This is a genomic window from Robertkochia aurantiaca (assembly GCF_020166495.1).
In the GTDB taxonomy this organism is placed as follows: domain Bacteria; phylum Bacteroidota; class Bacteroidia; order Flavobacteriales; family Flavobacteriaceae; genus Robertkochia; species Robertkochia aurantiaca.
Genome location: NZ_JAINZS010000004.1, coordinates 194,150 through 210,846, shown reverse-complemented (window position 1 = coordinate 210,846; position 16,697 = coordinate 194,150). Strand labels below are relative to the sequence as shown.

Below are 16,697 nucleotides of genomic sequence, written 5' to 3'. Positions count from 1 at the left end.
CAGAAAAGATACCTTATATGAGCTACGATAATTTTGAAACCCTGGCTATTCGAACTCAGATCGACAGGTCTGAAAACCTGGAGCATTCTGTTCCCTTATACCTTACATCAAGTTTTGTGTTTGAAGATGCCGAAGATATGAGAGCTTCTTTTGCCGAGGAAAAGGAACGCAACCTTTACAGCCGGTTCACCAATCCCAATACATCTGAATTCGTTCAGAAGATCTGCCAGATGGAGGGAGCTGAATCCGGATATGCCTTTGCTACCGGGATGGGTGCGGTATTTTCGACCTTTGCAGCCCTTTTAAACAGCGGGGATCATATAGTATCCTGTCGTTCGGTATTCGGTTCCACCCATTCGCTGTTTACAAAGTTTCTTCCGAAGTGGAATATCGAAACCAGCTATTTCAAGGTGGAAGAGGCCGATAAGGTTGAAAGCCTGATCAGACCCGAAACCCGTTGCCTCTATGTGGAAACGCCGACCAATCCGGGAGTGGATCTTCTCGACCTGGAAGCCTTGTCGGCACTGGCTAAAAAACATGATCTGATATTTATAGTCGATAATTGCTTTGCCACACCTTATCTGCAACAACCGATTAAGTTCGGAGCAGACCTGGTCATTCACTCTGCCACCAAACTGATTGACGGGCAGGGCAGGGTGCTGGGCGGTGTGACGGTAGGCCGCGAAGACCTGATCAGGGAGATCTACCTGTTTGCAAGAAATACCGGCCCGGCCCTTTCTCCTTTCAACGCCTGGGTGCTTTCAAAGAGTCTGGAAACCCTGGCCGTACGAGTCGATCGCCATTGTGATAATGCCCTCGAAGCTGCCCGGTTTCTGGAAGAACACCCGCGGGTAAGACAGGTGAAATATCCCTTTCTGAAGTCACATCCCGGCTATGAGATCGCCAGGAAACAGATGAAAAAGGGAGGTAGTGTCGTGGCTTTTGAGATCGAAGGAGGTATTGAGGCCGGTCGGAGATTTCTTAATGCCATTCAAATGTGCTCCCTCTCTGCAAATCTGGGCGATACCCGAACCATAGTTACTCATCCCGCCTCGACCACTCACAGCAAGTTGTCTGAAGAAGACCGGCTGGAGGTCGGTATCACTGACGGACTGGTTCGTGTATCAGTCGGACTTGAGGCGGCAGAAGATATTATCGCAGACTTGAAACAAGCGCTGGAAACAGTTTAAATACCAACCGAAAGGTGCTGCGGCACCTTTTTTTAAAACCTAAAAATCAATAAACCTATAGATTAAGTAGATAATTATGAAAAGTTTCAGAACAGAGCTCGAAAACCCGGTGGTGGAAAGAGATATCATTGAGCTCGAACGTAAGATTCGTCTCTTCAAGGAGGGTTCCATAGACGAAGAAAGGTTCAGGAGCCTCAGGCTGGCCAGAGGGGTATATGGGCAAAGACAACCCGGGGTACAGATGATACGTATCAAAATACCTTTCGGCAGATTAACCCTTAATCAGCTGCGACGAATAGCCGATGTTTCCGACCGGTATTCAAACGGCCGTTTGCATATTACCACCCGCCAGGATATTCAGATTCACCATGTGGAACTCGATCGTACTCCGGAATTATGGGCCGAGTTGGAAAGGGATGATGTAACCCTTCGCGAGGCATGCGGTAACACCGTACGGAATGTGACAGCCAGCCCGGAAGCAGGTATCGATCCGGAGGAAGTGTTTGACGTTTCTCCCTATGCCGATGCTGTATTCAGGTTTTTTCTCAGAAACCCCGTTTGTCAGGAAATGGGCAGAAAGTTCAAGATCGCTTTCTCATCTTCAGACAGAGATACGGCCCTGACCTTCATTCATGATCTCGGATTCATCCCAAGACTGACCGGGGGGCGAAGAGGTTTTCGTGTTTTGTTGGGCGGCGGACTCGGATCCCAGCCTCGGGAAGCCGATGTGATACATGAATTTCTTCCGGCAGAAGAGCTGATACCCATTACAGAAGCGGTACTGAGAATATTCGATCGCCATGGCGAGCGTGCAAAACGCCTGAAAGCCCGCCTGAAATTCCTGCTTAGGGACATCGGTACCGAAGCCTTCCTTGCCCTTGTAGATAAAGAGCAAAAGGCCCTGTCGCAAAAGCGTTATGAGATCGACCCTGAACCGTTTGCAGTAGCATTGCCAGAATCGGAAGGCGCGGAAGATCTCGTTGATTCGCATAAGGGAGACACCGTTTATGATCAGTGGTTCGCGTATAATGTTCTTTCGCAGAAACAGCCGGGCTATTATGCGGTCGGAGTCAAAGTACGGCTTGGGAACTTCAGTTCTGACCAGGCACGTAAACTGGCTGAAATATTGAACTATTTTCCTGATGCAGAGTTACGCCTAACCCTCAGGCAGGATATACTCATTCGCCATATCCCTGCACGCAGCTTGTATGCTCTTTATCATGCATTGTCTGAAGCGGGTTTTGCAGAAGTGGGTTACAACCGCATCAATGATATAACCGCTTGTCCGGGTACCGATACCTGTAACCTGGGTATAGCGAACAGTACCGGGATCGCAGCAGAGCTCGAGCGGGTTCTGAATGAAGAATATCCCGAATTCAGGGCCGATACATCCCTCACCATTAAGATCAGTGGCTGCATGAATGCCTGCGGACAACACAATATGGCGCATATCGGGTTTCAGGGAATGTCGGTGAAAACCCCTTCCGGAGAGGTGGCTCCCGCATTGCAGATTCTTTTGGGTGGAGGGGTTACAGGAAAGGGTAGCGGAAGATTTGCCGATAAGGTGATTAAGATACCTTCAAAGCGAGGACCGCAGGCCTTAAAGTTGCTTTTAGATGACTATAAAGCCCATGGAGAGGGCTTTGAAGATTTCCTTGAGTATTACGATACCCGTACTCAGTCATATTTCTACCAATTGCTAAAACCTCTTTCAGATATCACGAACCTGAGCCCTGATGAACTGATCGACTGGGGGCACCGGGAAAACTACATCAAAGAGGTAGGTATAGGGGAATGTGCAGGAGTGGTTATTGACCTGGTTGCAACCCTGCTCTTCGAAAGTGAAGAAAAGCTTGACAATGCAAGAACTGCGCTGGAACAGACCCGCTGGGCCGATGCAGTATATTATTCATATAGTGCCCTGGTAAATAGTGCCAAGGCACTTCTGACCGGTGCCGGCGAAAAGACCAACACTCATGCAGGGATCATCGACGGTTTTGAACAAAACTTTGTTGTTGAGTATAAAAGTGAATTCCCTGAATCGTTTAAAGATACCGTCTATCGCATAAGAGAAAATGAACCTGATCAGGCCTTTGCCCGGTCTTATTTCGAATCGGCTCTTGATTTCTATATCCGGGCAGATTCCTTTCGAAAAAATCAGGTAGCCCGATGAAAGCTTTAAACAACCAACCAAAGGTAACCCTGCTGGGGGCTGGACCGGGAGACCCTGAGCTGATAACGCTCAAAGGGCTAAAGGCATTGGGTACTGCAGATGTGGTGCTTTATGATGCTTTGATAGACAAGCAATTGCTGAGGTTTGTTCCCCGCGGAGCAGAACTGATTTTCGTGGGTAAGCGCAAGGGTTGTTATGCCTATCAGCAGGATCAGATCAATGAATTGATGGTAAGCCGTGCTGAGTCTCACGGGCATGTGGTGAGGCTTAAGGGTGGAGATCCTTTTGTTTTCGGTCGGGGAGCTGAAGAAATGACCTATGTGAAGGAAAGGGGGATACCGGTGACAGTGATACCCGGCTTGTCATCTGCTCTCTCCGTCCCGGCCTTACAATCCATTCCGATGACGCAGCGAAAGGTATCTGAGAGCTTTTGGGTCATTACAGGCACAACCCGGGACCATGAACTCTCTGCCGATATTCAACTGGCTGCCCGTTCCACAGCCACCGTTGTTATTCTGATGGGGATGAGCAGGCTGAATGATATCTGTGAGCTTTTCTGTGCCTGCGGAAGGGGAGGCACCCCGATGGCGGTCATTCAGAACGGGACCATGCCCGATGAACGTATAGTTACAGGGCCTGTAAGATATATGCCTGAAATGGTCAGGGAAGAGAAAATAGCCAATCCGGCGGTCATTGTTATCGGAGACGTTGTCAATCACAGGCACGAAATAACAGCACTGAAAGAAAAAATAAGAAACCAACAACTACAAACTCATATGCGATGAAACAGAATCAGCTTTACCCTGTATTCCTGAAGTTAGACAAGATGGAAACCCTCATCGTTGGCGGGGGAAACGTAGCACTTGAAAAACTGCAGTTCATACTGCGATCCAGTCCGCAGGCTCGTATCACCCTTGTAGCACCTGAGTTCAGGGATGAGACCCTTGAGTGGGCCAGGAAATTCAATCTTAAGATCATCAGAGACCATTATTACCCATTATACCTGAAGGAGAAGCAACTGGTGATCGCCACCACAGATCAACCTGAGGTAAATAAGAAGGTGTACAACGATTGCCGGCGTCTTGGTATATGGGTTAACGTGGCCGATAACCCCCCTTTATGCGATTTCTATATGGGAGGTATCGTGACCAGGGGGAATCTTAAAATAGCGATTTCCACTAACGGACAATCACCAACGGTGGCCAAAAGGCTCCGGCAGTTTTTCGAACAGATACTGCCCGATGACATCGACGAACTAATTCGAAACCTGCATGAATATCGCGATACCCTCAAAGCCGATTTTGCCTTTCGTGTTGCTGAACTCAACCGAATAACCAAATCTTTAACAGCTAAATAATTTTTATGATACAAACAGATATTTTAATCATCGGTGCCGGTCCGACCGGTCTTTTTACCGTTTTTGAGGCAGGTCTTCTGAACCTCAGATGCCATTTGATCGATGCTCTGCCTCAACCCGGAGGCCAGTGTACCGAATTATACCCTAAAAAACCGATCTATGACATTCCGGGTTTTCCTGAGGTCAGGGCAGGGCAGCTCATCGAAAACCTGATGAAGCAGATCGCACCCTTTGAACCCGGATTCACCCTTGGTGAAAGAGCAGAGACCATTTCAGAACAGGAAGACGGGAGTTTTATCGTGACTACCGACAGTGGAACCCCTCATCATGCCAGAGTGGTGATCATAGCGGGAGGATTGGGTTCGTTTGAGCCCCGAAAGCCGGTTCTCGAAAGGCTGGAGGAATTCGAGAGCAAAGGGGTGCTCTATATGGTAAAGGATCCTGAGGTATTCAGAGATAAAAAGGTGGTGGTTGCCGGTGGAGGTGATTCTGCCCTCGACTGGACCATAGAGCTGGCGGAAATCGCATCTGAGATCACGCTGGTGCACAGAAGGAATGAATTCAGAGGCGCTGCCGACTCTGTTGATAAGGTCGCCGGTTTGGCCCGCAGCGGAAAGGTTTCAGTGATCACCCCTGCAGAAGTCACCGCTTTGGCGGGTACAGAAAAACTTCAAAGTATCACGGTATCTCAAAAGGAATACGGTCATATATCTCTGGAGACCGATTACCTGTTATTGCTTTTCGGTCTCTCACCCAAGCTGGGCCCCATCGCCAATTGGGGGCTTGAGATCCAAAAAAATGCGATAAGGGTTGATAATGCCTATGATTATGTTACCAACAGACCCGGTATCTATGCAGTCGGAGATGTCAATACCTATCCCGGTAAACTGAAACTTATTCTTTCCGGTTTTCATGAAGCGGCTATTGCCTGCCAGAGCGCATTTAAGCATATGTATCCCGATAAGCGTTTCGTGATGAAATACACCACAGTAGGTGGTATTCAGGGCTTTGACGGAAGTAAGAAAGAAGCGAAAAAAGAAGTGGTAAGAACCCTGGTATGATCCCTTTTGAAGAGCGACAGCTTCTTACTATGGCGAAAATCCCGTGGTTATTTGCAGGTAAACATATAGTCTTTATATTTGCAGCGAAGTTCATTACATTATTACGTGTTATCAAGAAAGGTGAAGGGACTAGACCCGTTGAAACCTTAGCAACCCTCTGACTTCAGAGAAGGTGCTACATTCTACCCTAAAAGGAAAGATAACGATTACTCTTTTTCCCTTTTTCCTCTAGCCTGATAACACCATCGTGTAAAGAATTCACGGTCGCTTTCGCATGCGTCAGTACGACCGGAGAAACGTAAACAATATGAAGAATATCAGAGAGGAATTAGACCGCAGAATCCTGGTGCTTGACGGTGCGATGGGTACTATGTTACAGCGTTATAAATTTAAGGAGGAAGATTTCAGAGGAAGGCTTTTCAGGAATGCACCCCTTCCGCAGCAAGGCAATAACGACCTGCTTTCGCTAACGCAGCCCAAGGCGATCGGTGAGATTCACGAGGCATACCTCGAAGCGGGTGCAGACATTATTGAGACCAATACTTTTTCTTCTACCACCGTGGGTATGGCCGACTATGGAATGGAAGAAGCCGTTTATGATATAAATCTCGCTTCTGCACGCATTGCTGCAGAAGCAGCTCGAAAATTTACCGAAGCTGATCCGCAGAGGCCGCGATTCGTGGCAGGGGCTATGGGCCCCACCAATAAAACGGCCAGTATGTCGCCAGACGTGAATAACCCGGGATTCAGGGCCATCGATTTCGATCGTCTGAAAGCAGCTTATAAGCAACAGGTGACAGGTCTTATCGATGGCGGTGTTGATCTCCTTTTGGTAGAGACGGTTTTCGATACCCTCAATGCCAAAGCAGCGCTTTTTGCCATAGAAGAGGTGAAAGAAGAAAAGGAGGTTGATGTGCCCGTCATGGTGAGTGGAACTATCACCGATGCTTCCGGAAGAACACTCTCAGGTCAGACAGCAGAAGCTTTTCTTATCAGCATTTCCCATATTGATCTTCTCAGCGTAGGGTTTAACTGCGCCTTGGGTGCAGATCAGTTACTGCCATACGTGAAGCGGCTTGCTCAGAAAAGCAGGTTCTATGTTTCTGCTTATCCTAACGCCGGACTGCCCAATCATTTTGGGGAGTATGATCAAACACCGCAAGCCATGCAAGACCTGCTTGAATCATACCTGAAAGAAGGTATCGTGAATATAGTGGGAGGATGCTGCGGCACGACTCCTGAACACATTCGGAAAATTGCCGAGGTGGCAGCTCAATACGAACCCAGGAAAATTACTCAGACTGCATGAAGAAAGCACTATGTGATAGGAGCCTGATGCTCTCAGGACTGGAGCCTCTGGTGATCACTGCCGACACGAACTTTGTGAACATAGGCGAACGAACCAATGTTACAGGGTCCAGAAAATTTCTCAATCTCATCAGGGAAGGCGATTTTGAAGCTGCTGTGGAAATAGCCAGGGCACAGGTCGAAGGAGGAGCCCAGATCATCGATGTGAATATGGATGAGGGGATGATCGACGGAGTCGCAGCTATGACAACCTTTCTTAACCTGATCGCCGCTGAACCTGATATTGCCAGGGTGCCGGTGATGATCGACAGTTCGAAATGGGAGATCATTGAGGCGGGTCTGAAAGTAATCCAGGGAAAGGGTGTGGTGAATTCCATCAGCCTGAAGGAAGGAGAAGAGGTTTTTATCGCTCAGGCTAAGAAGATCAAGCGTTATGGAGCTGCAGTTATCGTTATGGCCTTTGATGAGAAGGGTCAGGCCGATACCTATGAAAGACGCATAGAGATCTGTAAAAGATCGTATGAGGTGTTGGTGAACAAGGTAAACTTTCCTGCTGAAGATATCATCTTTGACCCGAACGTTTTTCCCGTGGCTACCGGTATGGAAGAGCACCGTAGTAATGCGGTTGACTTTTTCAAGGCCACAAAATGGATACGTGAAAACCTTCCTTGCGCCCATGTGAGCGGAGGGGTGAGTAACGTGTCATTTTCGTTCAGGGGTAATAATACGGTTCGTGAAGCTATGCATTCTGCCTTCCTTTACCACGGGATTCAGCATGGTATGACTATGGGGATCGTGAACCCGCAAATGCTTGAGGTATATGATGAGATTCCTGCTGAATTACTGAATTATGTGGAAGATGTTCTGCTTGACCGGAGTGATGATGCTACAGAAAGACTCCTGGAATATGCAGAGAAGGTAAAAGGGAATGGTAAAACAAGCAGTCGATCAAATCTTGAATGGAGAAACGATCCACTTCAGGAGCGTATCACTCATGCACTGGTCAAAGGTATTGATGAATTTATTGTTGTCGACGTCGAGGAGGCCAGGGTGCAGGCAGACCGCCCCATTGAGGTCATAGAAGGGCCTTTGATGACAGGTATGAATGTGGTGGGAGATCTTTTCGGAAGCGGAAAGATGTTTCTTCCGCAGGTGGTCAAATCTGCAAGGGTGATGAAAAAGGCAGTGGCGCATTTATTGCCTTATATCGAAGCTGAAAAAGATCAGACAAATTCTTCCGCAGGAAAGGTTTTGATGGCAACCGTTAAGGGAGACGTACACGATATCGGTAAGAATATTGTAAGTGTGGTGCTGGGCTGCAATAATTATGAGGTGATCGATCTGGGGGTAATGGTGCCCCCCGAGAAGATTCTTCAGACAGCTGTTGATGAAAACGTGGATATCATCGGCCTGAGCGGACTGATCACCCCTTCTCTCGACGAGATGGTCTTTCTGGCCAAAGAGATGGAAAGGAAAAAATTAAAATTTCCCCTTATGATCGGGGGAGCCACTACTTCAAGGGCGCATACGGCGGTGAAGATCGCTCCTGAATATACCGGGCCGCTGGTGCATGTGAATGATGCTTCAAGGGCGGTAACGGTAGCAGGTAATCTGCTGCAGAAGGAGGCAGGAAGAGAGATTTATGTACAATCACTCCAGGATGAGTACACCAAACTTCGGGAAGGATACCTGAACCGGTCGCGCGAAAAGAAATTCCATGATCTGAAAACGGCCAGAGCCAATAAGATCTCCCTGGACTGGGAGGAATTTGAACCTGCCAAACCGGCATTTACGGGAGTAAAGGAAGTGACTGTTTCGATCAATGATCTTTTGGACTATATCGACTGGACGCCTTTTTTCAGGTCATGGGATCTTCACGGAAAGTTTCCTGCGATCTTTGATGATGAGGTGGTGGGAGAACAGGCCACATCGCTCTATGCCGATGCAAAGTCGATGTTAAAGCAGCTGATCGCAGCAGGGTCTCTGCAGCCTCGTGGAGTGGTAGGCATATTTCCGGCCAACCAGATTGATGATGACGATATCCAGGTTTTTAATGAAAACGGAGAGGCTCTTGCCAGGCTGATCACCCTGAGGCAGCAATCTCAGAAGACAAAGGGTGCTCCGAACATGGCGCTGGCAGACTTTGTCGCCCCCGGCGATAGCGGAAAGACTGATTATATAGGACTCTTCTGTGTCACCAGCGGTTTTGGGGTGGAAGAGCTGGCATCAACCTATGAAAAACGTCTCGATGACTATAATGCGATCATGGTTAAGGCCATAGCCGACAGATTGGCTGAAGCCTTTGCTGAGTACCTTCATGAACGAGTAAGAAAGGAGATCTGGGGCTATGCCGATAAGGAAGCGCTGACCAATGAAGAGCTTATAAAAGAATCATATAAGGGAATCAGGCCTGCACCCGGCTATCCGGCCTGCCCGGATCACCTTGAAAAAAAGACCATCTGGAAATTGCTTGAGGTGGAAAAACGAATCGGAGTGACCCTTACAGAAAGCCTGGCCATGTGGCCCGCCGCTTCGGTATCGGGCTACTATTTCGCTCACCCGCAGAGCAGGTATTTCGGTCTTGGAAAGATCAAGGAAGATCAGTTGCTGAGCTATGCGGAACGTCGGGGAATATCCCCTGAGGAAGCACGAAAATGGCTGAGTCCTGTACTCGCAGATTAACACAAACCACACTTTAACTACTATGAAAGTAACCGAACACATAGAAAGAGCCAAGGGTGATACGCTCTTTTCATTTGAGATCATTCCTCCTAAAAAAGGAAAAAGCATCCAGGAGCTCTATAACAATATTGATCCCCTGATGGAGTTCAATCCGCCCTTTATCGATGTAACCACTTCGAGAGAGGAATATATATACATTGAAAAGGAGGGGCTGCTGGAGCGAAAGATCACTCGTATGCGACCCGGTACGGTTGGAATCTGTGCTGCGATCAAGCATAAGTACGATGTCGATACCATACCCCACGTCTTGTGCGGGGGCTTTACCCGTGAGGAGACAGAATATTTATTGGTCGACTGTCATTATCTCGGTATAGAGAACGTAATGGCTTTGAGGGGAGATGCCATGAAACATCAGCGGTATTTTGAAAAGACCGAGGGCGGTCACGCTTACGCCTCAGACCTGGTGAAACAGATCAGGGATCTGAGCTGCGGGCAGTACCTGCATGAAACCGTCGAGGCAGGAAGCAAGGCTGATTTTTGTATCGGGGTGGCCGGTTATCCTGAGAAGCATCTGGAAGCACCTTCCCTGGCCTTTGATCTACAAAAGCTCAAGCTAAAGGTTGATCAGGGCGCTGATTATATCGTTACCCAGATGTTTTTTGACAACAGCAAATTTTTTGAATTCGTGGAAAAAGCAAGGGAAGCCGGTATCGGGGTGCCGATCATTCCGGGTATCAAGCCTATCGCGGTGAAAAAACACCTGCAGTTGCTTCCGCAGGTTTTCAAGATCGATCTTCCTGAAAATCTGGTGCAGGCTGTTGATGACTGTAAAGACAACAAAGCGGTAAGACAGGTGGGGGTTGAGTGGTGCATCGAGCAGTCAAGAGAACTGAAGGAGGCCGGAGTTCCCGTCCTGCATTATTATTCCATGGGTAAATCAGATAACATTAAGGCGATCGCAAAAGCCCTTTTCTGAAATTTCGGTTACATTTGCGGTCAATCCTAAGCTCCAGAAATGCAAAGAACCTGCCTGCTGATCCTGCTGTTGTCTCTCAATGCCATGTTAACGGCCCAGGAGAAAATGCCTCCGTCTTTTCTGGATGTGAGCTATTTCACAGGAAATATAGCAAGACATAACGATGATATTTTACACCTGATCACCGATCACCCCGAAGGTGTGATCGTCGGCTGGAACCGGAAGACCAATGGTGAAAAGGAGTGGGAGCAGCTCTACGGCTATCCCGACTACGGATTTTCGTTCAGTTACCAGGATCTGAAGAATGAGTTTTTAGGAGAAAATTACGCGCTGTACGCTCATTATAATTTCTACTTTTTTAACAGGAACCTTATGATGCGTATCGGGCAGGGACTCGCCCTGACCACTGAGCCCTACGATAAGGCTGAGAATTTCAGGAATATCGCTTTCGGTACCCGGCTGATGAGCAGCACCTACTTTATGTTGAACTATAAGCGGGAACGTATATTTGATCGTTTCGGACTCCAGGCCGGGATAAGCCTGATCCATTACAGCAATGCCAATGTGAAGGCACCCAATACCAGTATCAATTCCCTTTTGTTGAATGTGGGGGTCAATTACGATCTGGACGGCGAGGTTGACAGGTACAGGAATGACAGCCTGAGTTTGAAATATAGTGAGCCTATACACCTGAACCTTGCTTTCAGAACAGGGGTGAATGAAAGTGATGTGATCGACAGCGGACAGTATGCCTTCTACATATTATCGGCTTATGCCGACAAGCGAATCAACAGAAAAAGTGGGGTACACCTTGGTTCTGAGATATTTTTTTCGAATTTCCTGAAGGAGTTTATCCGTTACAGAGCCATTTCATTTCCTGAAGACGAGATCACCGGTGATGAAGATTATAAGCGTGTCGGTGTGTTTGCCGGACATGAGTTATATATAAACCGGCTCTCCTGGCTGGCCCAGGTTGGCTATTACCTCTATTATCCGGTCGAGTTTGAAGGAAGGATGTATCTGAGAACCGGGTTGAAGTTCTATCCCGGAAAGAATTGGTTTACGTCTTTGACCTTAAAGGCTCATGCGGCAAAGGCTGAGGCAGTTGAAATTGGAATAGGATACCGCTTATGAGAGATGTAAAGATCATAGTATTAATCGTGATATCCCTTATTTTTTGGGGTTGTGACAGTCCGGATGCCGGTGATTGCTGGCAAACCTCAGGAGAAATCGTTAGCCGTGAAGTAGCTCTTCAGGCATTTGACAGAATTTTGGTTAACGAAGGCGTTAAAGCTGTAGTAAGACAGGGAGAGTCGTATAAAGCAGTGATCACCTCAGGAGAGAACCTGATAGACGATGTTACCCTGGAGGTTAAGGAGGGACAGTTAATTGTTTCCAACAACAACGGCTGCAATCTGTTCAGGAGTTACGGCAACACAGAAGTTCTCATCCAGGCTCCTGATTTTCGCGAAATAAGAAGTTCGACTCAGTTCGCCATCCGTTCAGAAGGCAGGTTGCAGTTGCAAGACCTGAATTTATTGTCTGAAGGATTTCTGAAACCCGATATGGTGACCAATGGTGAGTTTTATCTGGATATAGAGGCAGATCGCCTGCGTATGACCTTTAACGGCCTGGCAAATGCCTACCTGAGCGGTAGAGTCAGAGTATTGAGTATTGGCATCGCAGCCGGAAACAGCAGGGTAGAGGCCGCTTCGCTGGAGGCTGAGCATGTTTTGATCTATCATCGTGGAAGTAACGATTTACTGGTTAATCCTCTGAATTTGGTGGAAGGCGACCTGTATGGTACCGGCGATCTGATACTTTACAACAGGCCTGATTCACTTGATGTCACCGAGCATTACCGGGGCCGGCTACTCTATGCAGATTAAGCATTGACCAATTCAAGAAAGAGTTTTTCCAGGTTTTTGTTTTTCTTGTTTAACTGAAGGGTTTTAAGCCCGTTGTCATGAGCAAAGTCGAATACCTGTGCCCGCATATCGGTATCGGTCTTAAAGGTGATCTCATAAACGAAGCCGACTGTGTTTTTCACCTGCTTTACATATGGTAACTGCTGCAGTAATACCTCTTCAACCCGGTAATCGAATTCGACCTCAATGATCTGTTCCTGGTCTTCTCTTAAAGCGGAAAGCTTTTTATCAGCCAGAATGTTTCCCTGTTTGATCATAATGACACGGTCACAAATGGCTTCCACTTCCTGCATGATGTGTGTCGACAGCAATACGGTTTTTTCTTTTCCGATGCGCTTGATCAGTGACCGGATTTCGATCAGTTGAGCAGGGTCGAGACCTGTGGTGGGTTCATCGAGTATGAGTACTTCCGGGTCATGCAATAAGGCGGCAGCAAGCCCGACACGCTGTCGATACCCTTTAGACAACATCGATATCTTTTTGTCAGCCTCAGGGCTCAATCCGGTTTCAGTAATGACCTCGTCGATGCGGTTTTTTGAAATACCATAAATGTCACAGTTGAAAGCAAGGTATTCCCGCACGTACATTTCGGGATAGAGCGGATTGTGCTCAGGAAGGTAGCCGATACTTCGCTTTACCCTGGCGGGGTTTTCAAAGATGTCATACCCATTTACAGTTGCGGTACCTTTATCAGGTTTTATATAGGTGGTGAGGATTTTCATCAGGGTGGATTTTCCGGCACCGTTGGGTCCCAGGAATCCCGCGATCTCTCCTTTTGACAATGTAAAGCTGACTCCGTTCAGGGCGGTTTGTTTATCGTAGAGTTTATAGAGTTCTGAAACGGTTATCGACATGGCTATTTATGAGTTTTTGTTATTGTCAATTGTGCAACAATAAACGATTTTCTTTTTGAATCTTGTAATTCGGCGCCTTATTATGCGAGAATTATTAAAAAAAATGCGCAGGTGTTTGTATTTTAAAAATAATACCTACTTTAGTTCCCGGCTAGTACAAAAATAAACATGATTTTAAACAGCTACATCTGGAACCTTTATTATTTCTTCTTTTATTTTTTTAGAAGGGGAACGGGACCGGTATAGCTCATTATATACTATAAAAGAATTACAGGGTCCCGATATAAATCGGGACTTTTTTTTTACACTTATGAACGAAAAAATCGCCATACAGGGAATTAAAGGGTCTTTTCACCATCAGGCAGCATCAGAGTATTTCGGTGACTCCATTGAACTGCTGGAGTGCCTGTCTTTTGACAATCTGGTAGACCAGTTGAACGAGAGAATCGTAAAGAAAGGAGTGATGGCTATAGAAAACTCCATAGCCGGATCGATTATTCCCAATTACGCGCTGATCGATGACAATGATCTGCATATCGTCGGCGAGCATTATATCAACGTACACCATAACCTGATGGCCTTACCGGGTCAGCAGATAGAAGATATTTCAGAGGTGTATTCTCATCCCATGGCGTTGCTGCAGTGTAAGGCCTTCCTGAGACAATACGACCATATAAAACTTATCGAAGATGCAGATACAGCTGATGTGGCAAGACGTATCAGTGATAAGAACCTGAAGGGAATTGCGGCCATTGCGAGTTACAAGGCAGCTGAAATATTCGGCCTTGACATCCTGGCGCCTGAGATTCAGACCATCAAGAATAACGCCACCCGTTTTGTGATCGTTCAAAAGAAAAATTCGGTGATTCCTGAATCGCAGATAAATAAGGCGTCCCTCAAATTCGAACTGGACCATAAAAGGGGTAGTCTGGCCACCGTGCTTAACGTGATGAGTGACTGCCATTTGAATCTTACTAAGATACAGTCGCTTCCAAAAATAGAAACCCCCTGGAAGTATGCTTTTTTTGTAGATGTCACTTTCGATAAATACGCCGATTTTCAGAAGGCAAAATCGGTTCTGTCGATCATGGCAGAGCACTTTAAAATACATGGAGAATATATAAATGGAAAATTATGATGGAAGCAGCCGATAGATTGAAACAAGTGAAGGAGTATTACTTCTCCACCAAATTGAAAGAGGTGCGGGAACTTATAGCCGGCGGTAAGCCTGTCATCAATATGGGTATCGGTAGTCCCGATCTCGATCCTGCTCCTGAAGTGCTTGAGACCCTTATTGAAGCGGTGAGGGAAGACAGAGCCCACCAGTATCAGAGTTATCAGGGTATTCCTGAGCTCAGACAGGGAGTTCGTGATTTCTATGGTTCTCATTTTGGGGTGGATCTTGATGAAAACGGAGAGATTCTGCCCCTTATGGGAAGTAAGGAAGGGATTATGCATATCAGTCTTGCCTTTCTGAATCCGGGCGATGAAGTGCTGATCCCTGATCCGGGATACCCCACCTATACTTCGGTTACCAATATAGTCGGAGCCCTTCCCAGGTATTATGATCTGGAACAGGAAAACGGCTGGCTGCCCGATCTGGAGGCACTTAGAAAAAGTGATCTTTCAAAGGTGAAGATGATGTGGCTCAACTATCCGCACATGCCTACCGGAGCTACAGCTACGGCAGAACTGTTCGAAGAACTGATCGCCCTGGCGAAGGAACATGATATCCTGCTGGTCAATGATAATCCGTATAGCTTTGTGCTGAATGACAAGCCCTTGAGCATACTTGCGTTTGAAGGTGCCAGAGAGGTGGCTTTGGAGCTCAATTCACTGAGCAAGACCTTTAACATGGCCGGCTGGCGTGTTGGTTTTGTTTTAGGCAGTAAGGAACATATCAGCGATGTGCTTAAGATCAAGAGTAACATGGATAGCGGAATGTTCTATGGCATACAGAAAGGGGCTGCGAAAGCTCTTGAGCTGAGTGATCACTGGTATGAAAGTATCAATGAGGTATATGCCCGGAGAAGGGACCTTATTTTTCAGATAGCCGATACACTAAAATGTACTTATGACCAGGATTCGACAGGTATGTTTGTCTGGGCAAAACTTCCTGAAGGTTCTGTACCGGCAGAGCAATATATCGATCATATTCTTTACACTCATTCTGTATTCATCACCCCGGGAACGGTTTTCGGAAAGAATGGAGAAGGGTATATCCGGTTCTCGCTTTGTGTGGATGAGGGGAAGATCAGGGAAGTATTATCAAGGTTGACCAAAAAGGAAGTAGGCGTATGAAGATTTGTGTGATAGGATTAGGACTGATAGGCGGTTCTTTCGCCATGGATATCAGGCAGCGATTGAAAAATGTGAGCCTGATCGGAATCGATAAGAATCCGGAGCACGGGATTCAGGCACTTGACCGGCAGCTGATTGATGCCATTGGCGATATGGGGGATTTAGAGGATGCCGATATGGTGATCGTAGCCATTCCGGTCAACGCGGCTCTTGAGCTGATCCCCGAGATACTCGACCGTATAGGTGACGAATGCCTGGTATTCGATGTCGGCTCGACCAAAGCAGGTATATGCGACCTGGTTTCCGGACATGAACGCCGGAGAAACTTCCTGGCAACTCACCCTATAGCAGGAACCGAGTTTTCAGGTCCCGGAGCGGCCATATACGGCTTGTATGAAGGAAAGACCAATATTATCTGTGAGGTGGAAAAGACGGCCTTTAAATTACAGGAACGAGCACTTGAGCTCTTTTCAGTACTGGGTATGCGAATACGCTACATGGAGCCGCGTGCTCATGACAAGCATATCGCCTATGTGTCTCACCTATCGCACATAAGTTCTTTCATGCTGGGAAAGACGGTAATTGAGAAAGAAAAGAACGAGCGGGATATATTCGATATGGCCGGCAGTGGTTTTGAGAGTACGGTGAGACTGGCCAAGAGTTCTCCGGCTATGTGGGCTCCCATCTTTCAGCAAAACAAGGCCAATGTGATAGAGACCCTTGATGAATATATCAATAACCTCAGGCAGTTCAGAGATCTGATGGAAGAAGATGATTTTGAGGCGATCTATCAGGAAATGGAAGACACCAATCGTATTAAAGACATATTGAACGGAATTACAATAAAAACGACTTAACACTTGTATT

The 16,697-nt window shown here is 47.1% G+C and carries 14 protein-coding genes and 1 riboswitch; of the genes, 13 read left to right on the top strand and 1 reads right to left on the bottom strand.

The genetic code is table 11. The annotated features are described in order from the left end of the window. The first annotated feature begins 17 nt into the window (after positions 1 to 17). From K7R10_RS06695 to K7R10_RS06650, 10 genes are all read left to right on the top strand, one after another. A complete protein-coding gene (locus K7R10_RS06695; RefSeq protein ID WP_224483911.1) occupies positions 18 to 1,190 on the top strand; it encodes a trans-sulfuration enzyme family protein in 1,173 nt (390 codons plus the stop codon). A 76-nt stretch (positions 1,191 to 1,266) separates the two neighbouring features. Further along, complete coding sequence (locus K7R10_RS06690) at positions 1,267 to 3,363, top strand: ferredoxin-like domain-containing protein (RefSeq protein WP_224483910.1); 2,097 nt, start codon at positions 1,267 to 1,269, stop codon at positions 3,361 to 3,363. Continuing rightward, entirely contained in the window at positions 3,360 to 4,148 is a 789-nt protein-coding gene (gene cobA, locus K7R10_RS06685) for a uroporphyrinogen-III C-methyltransferase (protein ID WP_224483909.1), read from the top strand. The genes K7R10_RS06690 and cobA overlap by 4 nt, the downstream gene beginning before the upstream one ends. Continuing rightward, positions 4,145 to 4,720: a precorrin-2 dehydrogenase/sirohydrochlorin ferrochelatase family protein gene (locus tag K7R10_RS06680; RefSeq protein ID WP_224483908.1), complete on the top strand. Its 576-nt coding sequence runs from the start codon at positions 4,145 to 4,147 to the stop codon at positions 4,718 to 4,720. Before cobA ends, K7R10_RS06680 begins: the two co-directional genes overlap by 4 nt. A 5-nt stretch (positions 4,721 to 4,725) precedes the next feature. Beyond that, positions 4,726 to 5,781 carry an NAD(P)/FAD-dependent oxidoreductase gene (locus K7R10_RS06675; RefSeq protein WP_224483907.1) on the top strand — a complete coding sequence of 352 codons (1,056 nt, stop codon included), beginning with the start codon at positions 4,726 to 4,728 and terminating at the stop codon, positions 5,779 to 5,781. Positions 5,782 to 5,886: 105 nt separating this feature from the next. Beyond that, a riboswitch (SAM riboswitch) is annotated at positions 5,887 to 5,987 on the top strand. Between the two features lie 101 nt (positions 5,988 to 6,088). Then, positions 6,089 to 7,090 (top strand): homocysteine S-methyltransferase family protein, encoded by a 1,002-nt coding sequence (locus tag K7R10_RS06670; RefSeq protein WP_224483906.1) that lies wholly within the window; start codon positions 6,089 to 6,091, stop codon positions 7,088 to 7,090. After that, positions 7,087 to 9,771 carry a methionine synthase gene (metH, locus tag K7R10_RS06665; protein WP_224483905.1) on the top strand — a complete coding sequence of 895 codons (2,685 nt, stop codon included), beginning with the start codon at positions 7,087 to 7,089 and terminating at the stop codon, positions 9,769 to 9,771. The genes K7R10_RS06670 and metH overlap by 4 nt, the downstream gene beginning before the upstream one ends. Before the next feature lie 22 nt (positions 9,772 to 9,793). Then, the gene (gene metF / locus K7R10_RS06660; RefSeq protein ID WP_224483904.1) at positions 9,794 to 10,747 is read left to right on the top strand and encodes a methylenetetrahydrofolate reductase [NAD(P)H]; all 954 of its coding nucleotides are present in this window, start codon (positions 9,794 to 9,796) and stop codon (positions 10,745 to 10,747) included. Positions 10,748 to 10,786: 39 nt separating this feature from the next. Further along, positions 10,787 to 11,881 carry an acyloxyacyl hydrolase gene (locus K7R10_RS06655; RefSeq protein ID WP_224483903.1) on the top strand — a complete coding sequence of 365 codons (1,095 nt, stop codon included), beginning with the start codon at positions 10,787 to 10,789 and terminating at the stop codon, positions 11,879 to 11,881. Beyond that, complete coding sequence (locus K7R10_RS06650) at positions 11,878 to 12,636, top strand: head GIN domain-containing protein (RefSeq protein WP_224483902.1); 759 nt, start codon at positions 11,878 to 11,880, stop codon at positions 12,634 to 12,636. Before K7R10_RS06655 ends, K7R10_RS06650 begins: the two co-directional genes overlap by 4 nt. On the opposite strand, the gene gldA is transcribed toward K7R10_RS06650, so the two are convergent. Continuing rightward, on the bottom strand, positions 12,633 to 13,529 hold the full coding sequence (gene gldA, locus K7R10_RS06645; protein WP_224483901.1) for a gliding motility-associated ABC transporter ATP-binding subunit GldA: 897 nt from the start codon (positions 13,527 to 13,529) through the stop codon (positions 12,633 to 12,635). The two genes, K7R10_RS06650 and gldA, sit on opposite strands and share 4 nt — an antisense overlap. Before the next feature lie 310 nt (positions 13,530 to 13,839). On the opposite strand from gldA, the gene K7R10_RS06640 reads away from it, so the two are divergent. From K7R10_RS06640 to K7R10_RS06630, 3 genes are read left to right on the top strand one after another with little or no spacing between them, the layout of a single operon-like run. Then, the gene (locus K7R10_RS06640) at positions 13,840 to 14,667 is read left to right on the top strand and encodes a prephenate dehydratase (protein WP_224483900.1); all 828 of its coding nucleotides are present in this window, start codon (positions 13,840 to 13,842) and stop codon (positions 14,665 to 14,667) included. Then, positions 14,664 to 15,830, top strand: coding sequence for a pyridoxal phosphate-dependent aminotransferase (locus K7R10_RS06635; RefSeq protein WP_224483899.1), 1,167 nt, complete (start codon positions 14,664 to 14,666; stop codon positions 15,828 to 15,830). The genes K7R10_RS06640 and K7R10_RS06635 overlap by 4 nt, the downstream gene beginning before the upstream one ends. Further along, the gene (locus K7R10_RS06630; RefSeq protein WP_224483898.1) at positions 15,827 to 16,687 is read left to right on the top strand and encodes a prephenate dehydrogenase; all 861 of its coding nucleotides are present in this window, start codon (positions 15,827 to 15,829) and stop codon (positions 16,685 to 16,687) included. The genes K7R10_RS06635 and K7R10_RS06630 overlap by 4 nt, the downstream gene beginning before the upstream one ends. The last annotated feature ends 10 nt before the right edge of the window (positions 16,688 to 16,697 follow it).

What these genes read in the sequence shown, in the direction of transcription:
- cobA (WP_224483909.1), top strand. Translation starts at nt 3,360, where the DNA reads ATGAAAGCTTTAAACAACCAACCAAAGGTAACCCTGCTGGGGGCTGGA.
- K7R10_RS06670 (WP_224483906.1), top strand. Translation starts at nt 6,089, where the DNA reads ATGAAGAATATCAGAGAGGAATTAGACCGCAGAATCCTGGTGCTTGAC.
- K7R10_RS06655 (WP_224483903.1), top strand. Translation starts at nt 10,787, where the DNA reads ATGCAAAGAACCTGCCTGCTGATCCTGCTGTTGTCTCTCAATGCCATG.
- metF (WP_224483904.1), top strand. Translation starts at nt 9,794, where the DNA reads ATGAAAGTAACCGAACACATAGAAAGAGCCAAGGGTGATACGCTCTTT.
- K7R10_RS06650 (WP_224483902.1), top strand. Translation starts at nt 11,878, where the DNA reads ATGAGAGATGTAAAGATCATAGTATTAATCGTGATATCCCTTATTTTT.
- gldA (WP_224483901.1), bottom strand. Translation starts at nt 13,529, where the DNA reads ATGTCGATAACCGTTTCAGAACTCTATAAACTCTACGATAAACAAACC.
- K7R10_RS06690 (WP_224483910.1), top strand. Translation starts at nt 1,267, where the DNA reads ATGAAAAGTTTCAGAACAGAGCTCGAAAACCCGGTGGTGGAAAGAGAT.
- K7R10_RS06635 (WP_224483899.1), top strand. Translation starts at nt 14,664, where the DNA reads ATGATGGAAGCAGCCGATAGATTGAAACAAGTGAAGGAGTATTACTTC.
- metH (WP_224483905.1), top strand. Translation starts at nt 7,087, where the DNA reads ATGAAGAAAGCACTATGTGATAGGAGCCTGATGCTCTCAGGACTGGAG.
- K7R10_RS06680 (WP_224483908.1), top strand. Translation starts at nt 4,145, where the DNA reads ATGAAACAGAATCAGCTTTACCCTGTATTCCTGAAGTTAGACAAGATG.
- K7R10_RS06640 (WP_224483900.1), top strand. Translation starts at nt 13,840, where the DNA reads ATGAACGAAAAAATCGCCATACAGGGAATTAAAGGGTCTTTTCACCAT.
- K7R10_RS06630 (WP_224483898.1), top strand. Translation starts at nt 15,827, where the DNA reads ATGAAGATTTGTGTGATAGGATTAGGACTGATAGGCGGTTCTTTCGCC.
- K7R10_RS06675 (WP_224483907.1), top strand. Translation starts at nt 4,726, where the DNA reads ATGATACAAACAGATATTTTAATCATCGGTGCCGGTCCGACCGGTCTT.
- K7R10_RS06695 (WP_224483911.1), top strand. Translation starts at nt 18, where the DNA reads ATGAGCTACGATAATTTTGAAACCCTGGCTATTCGAACTCAGATCGAC.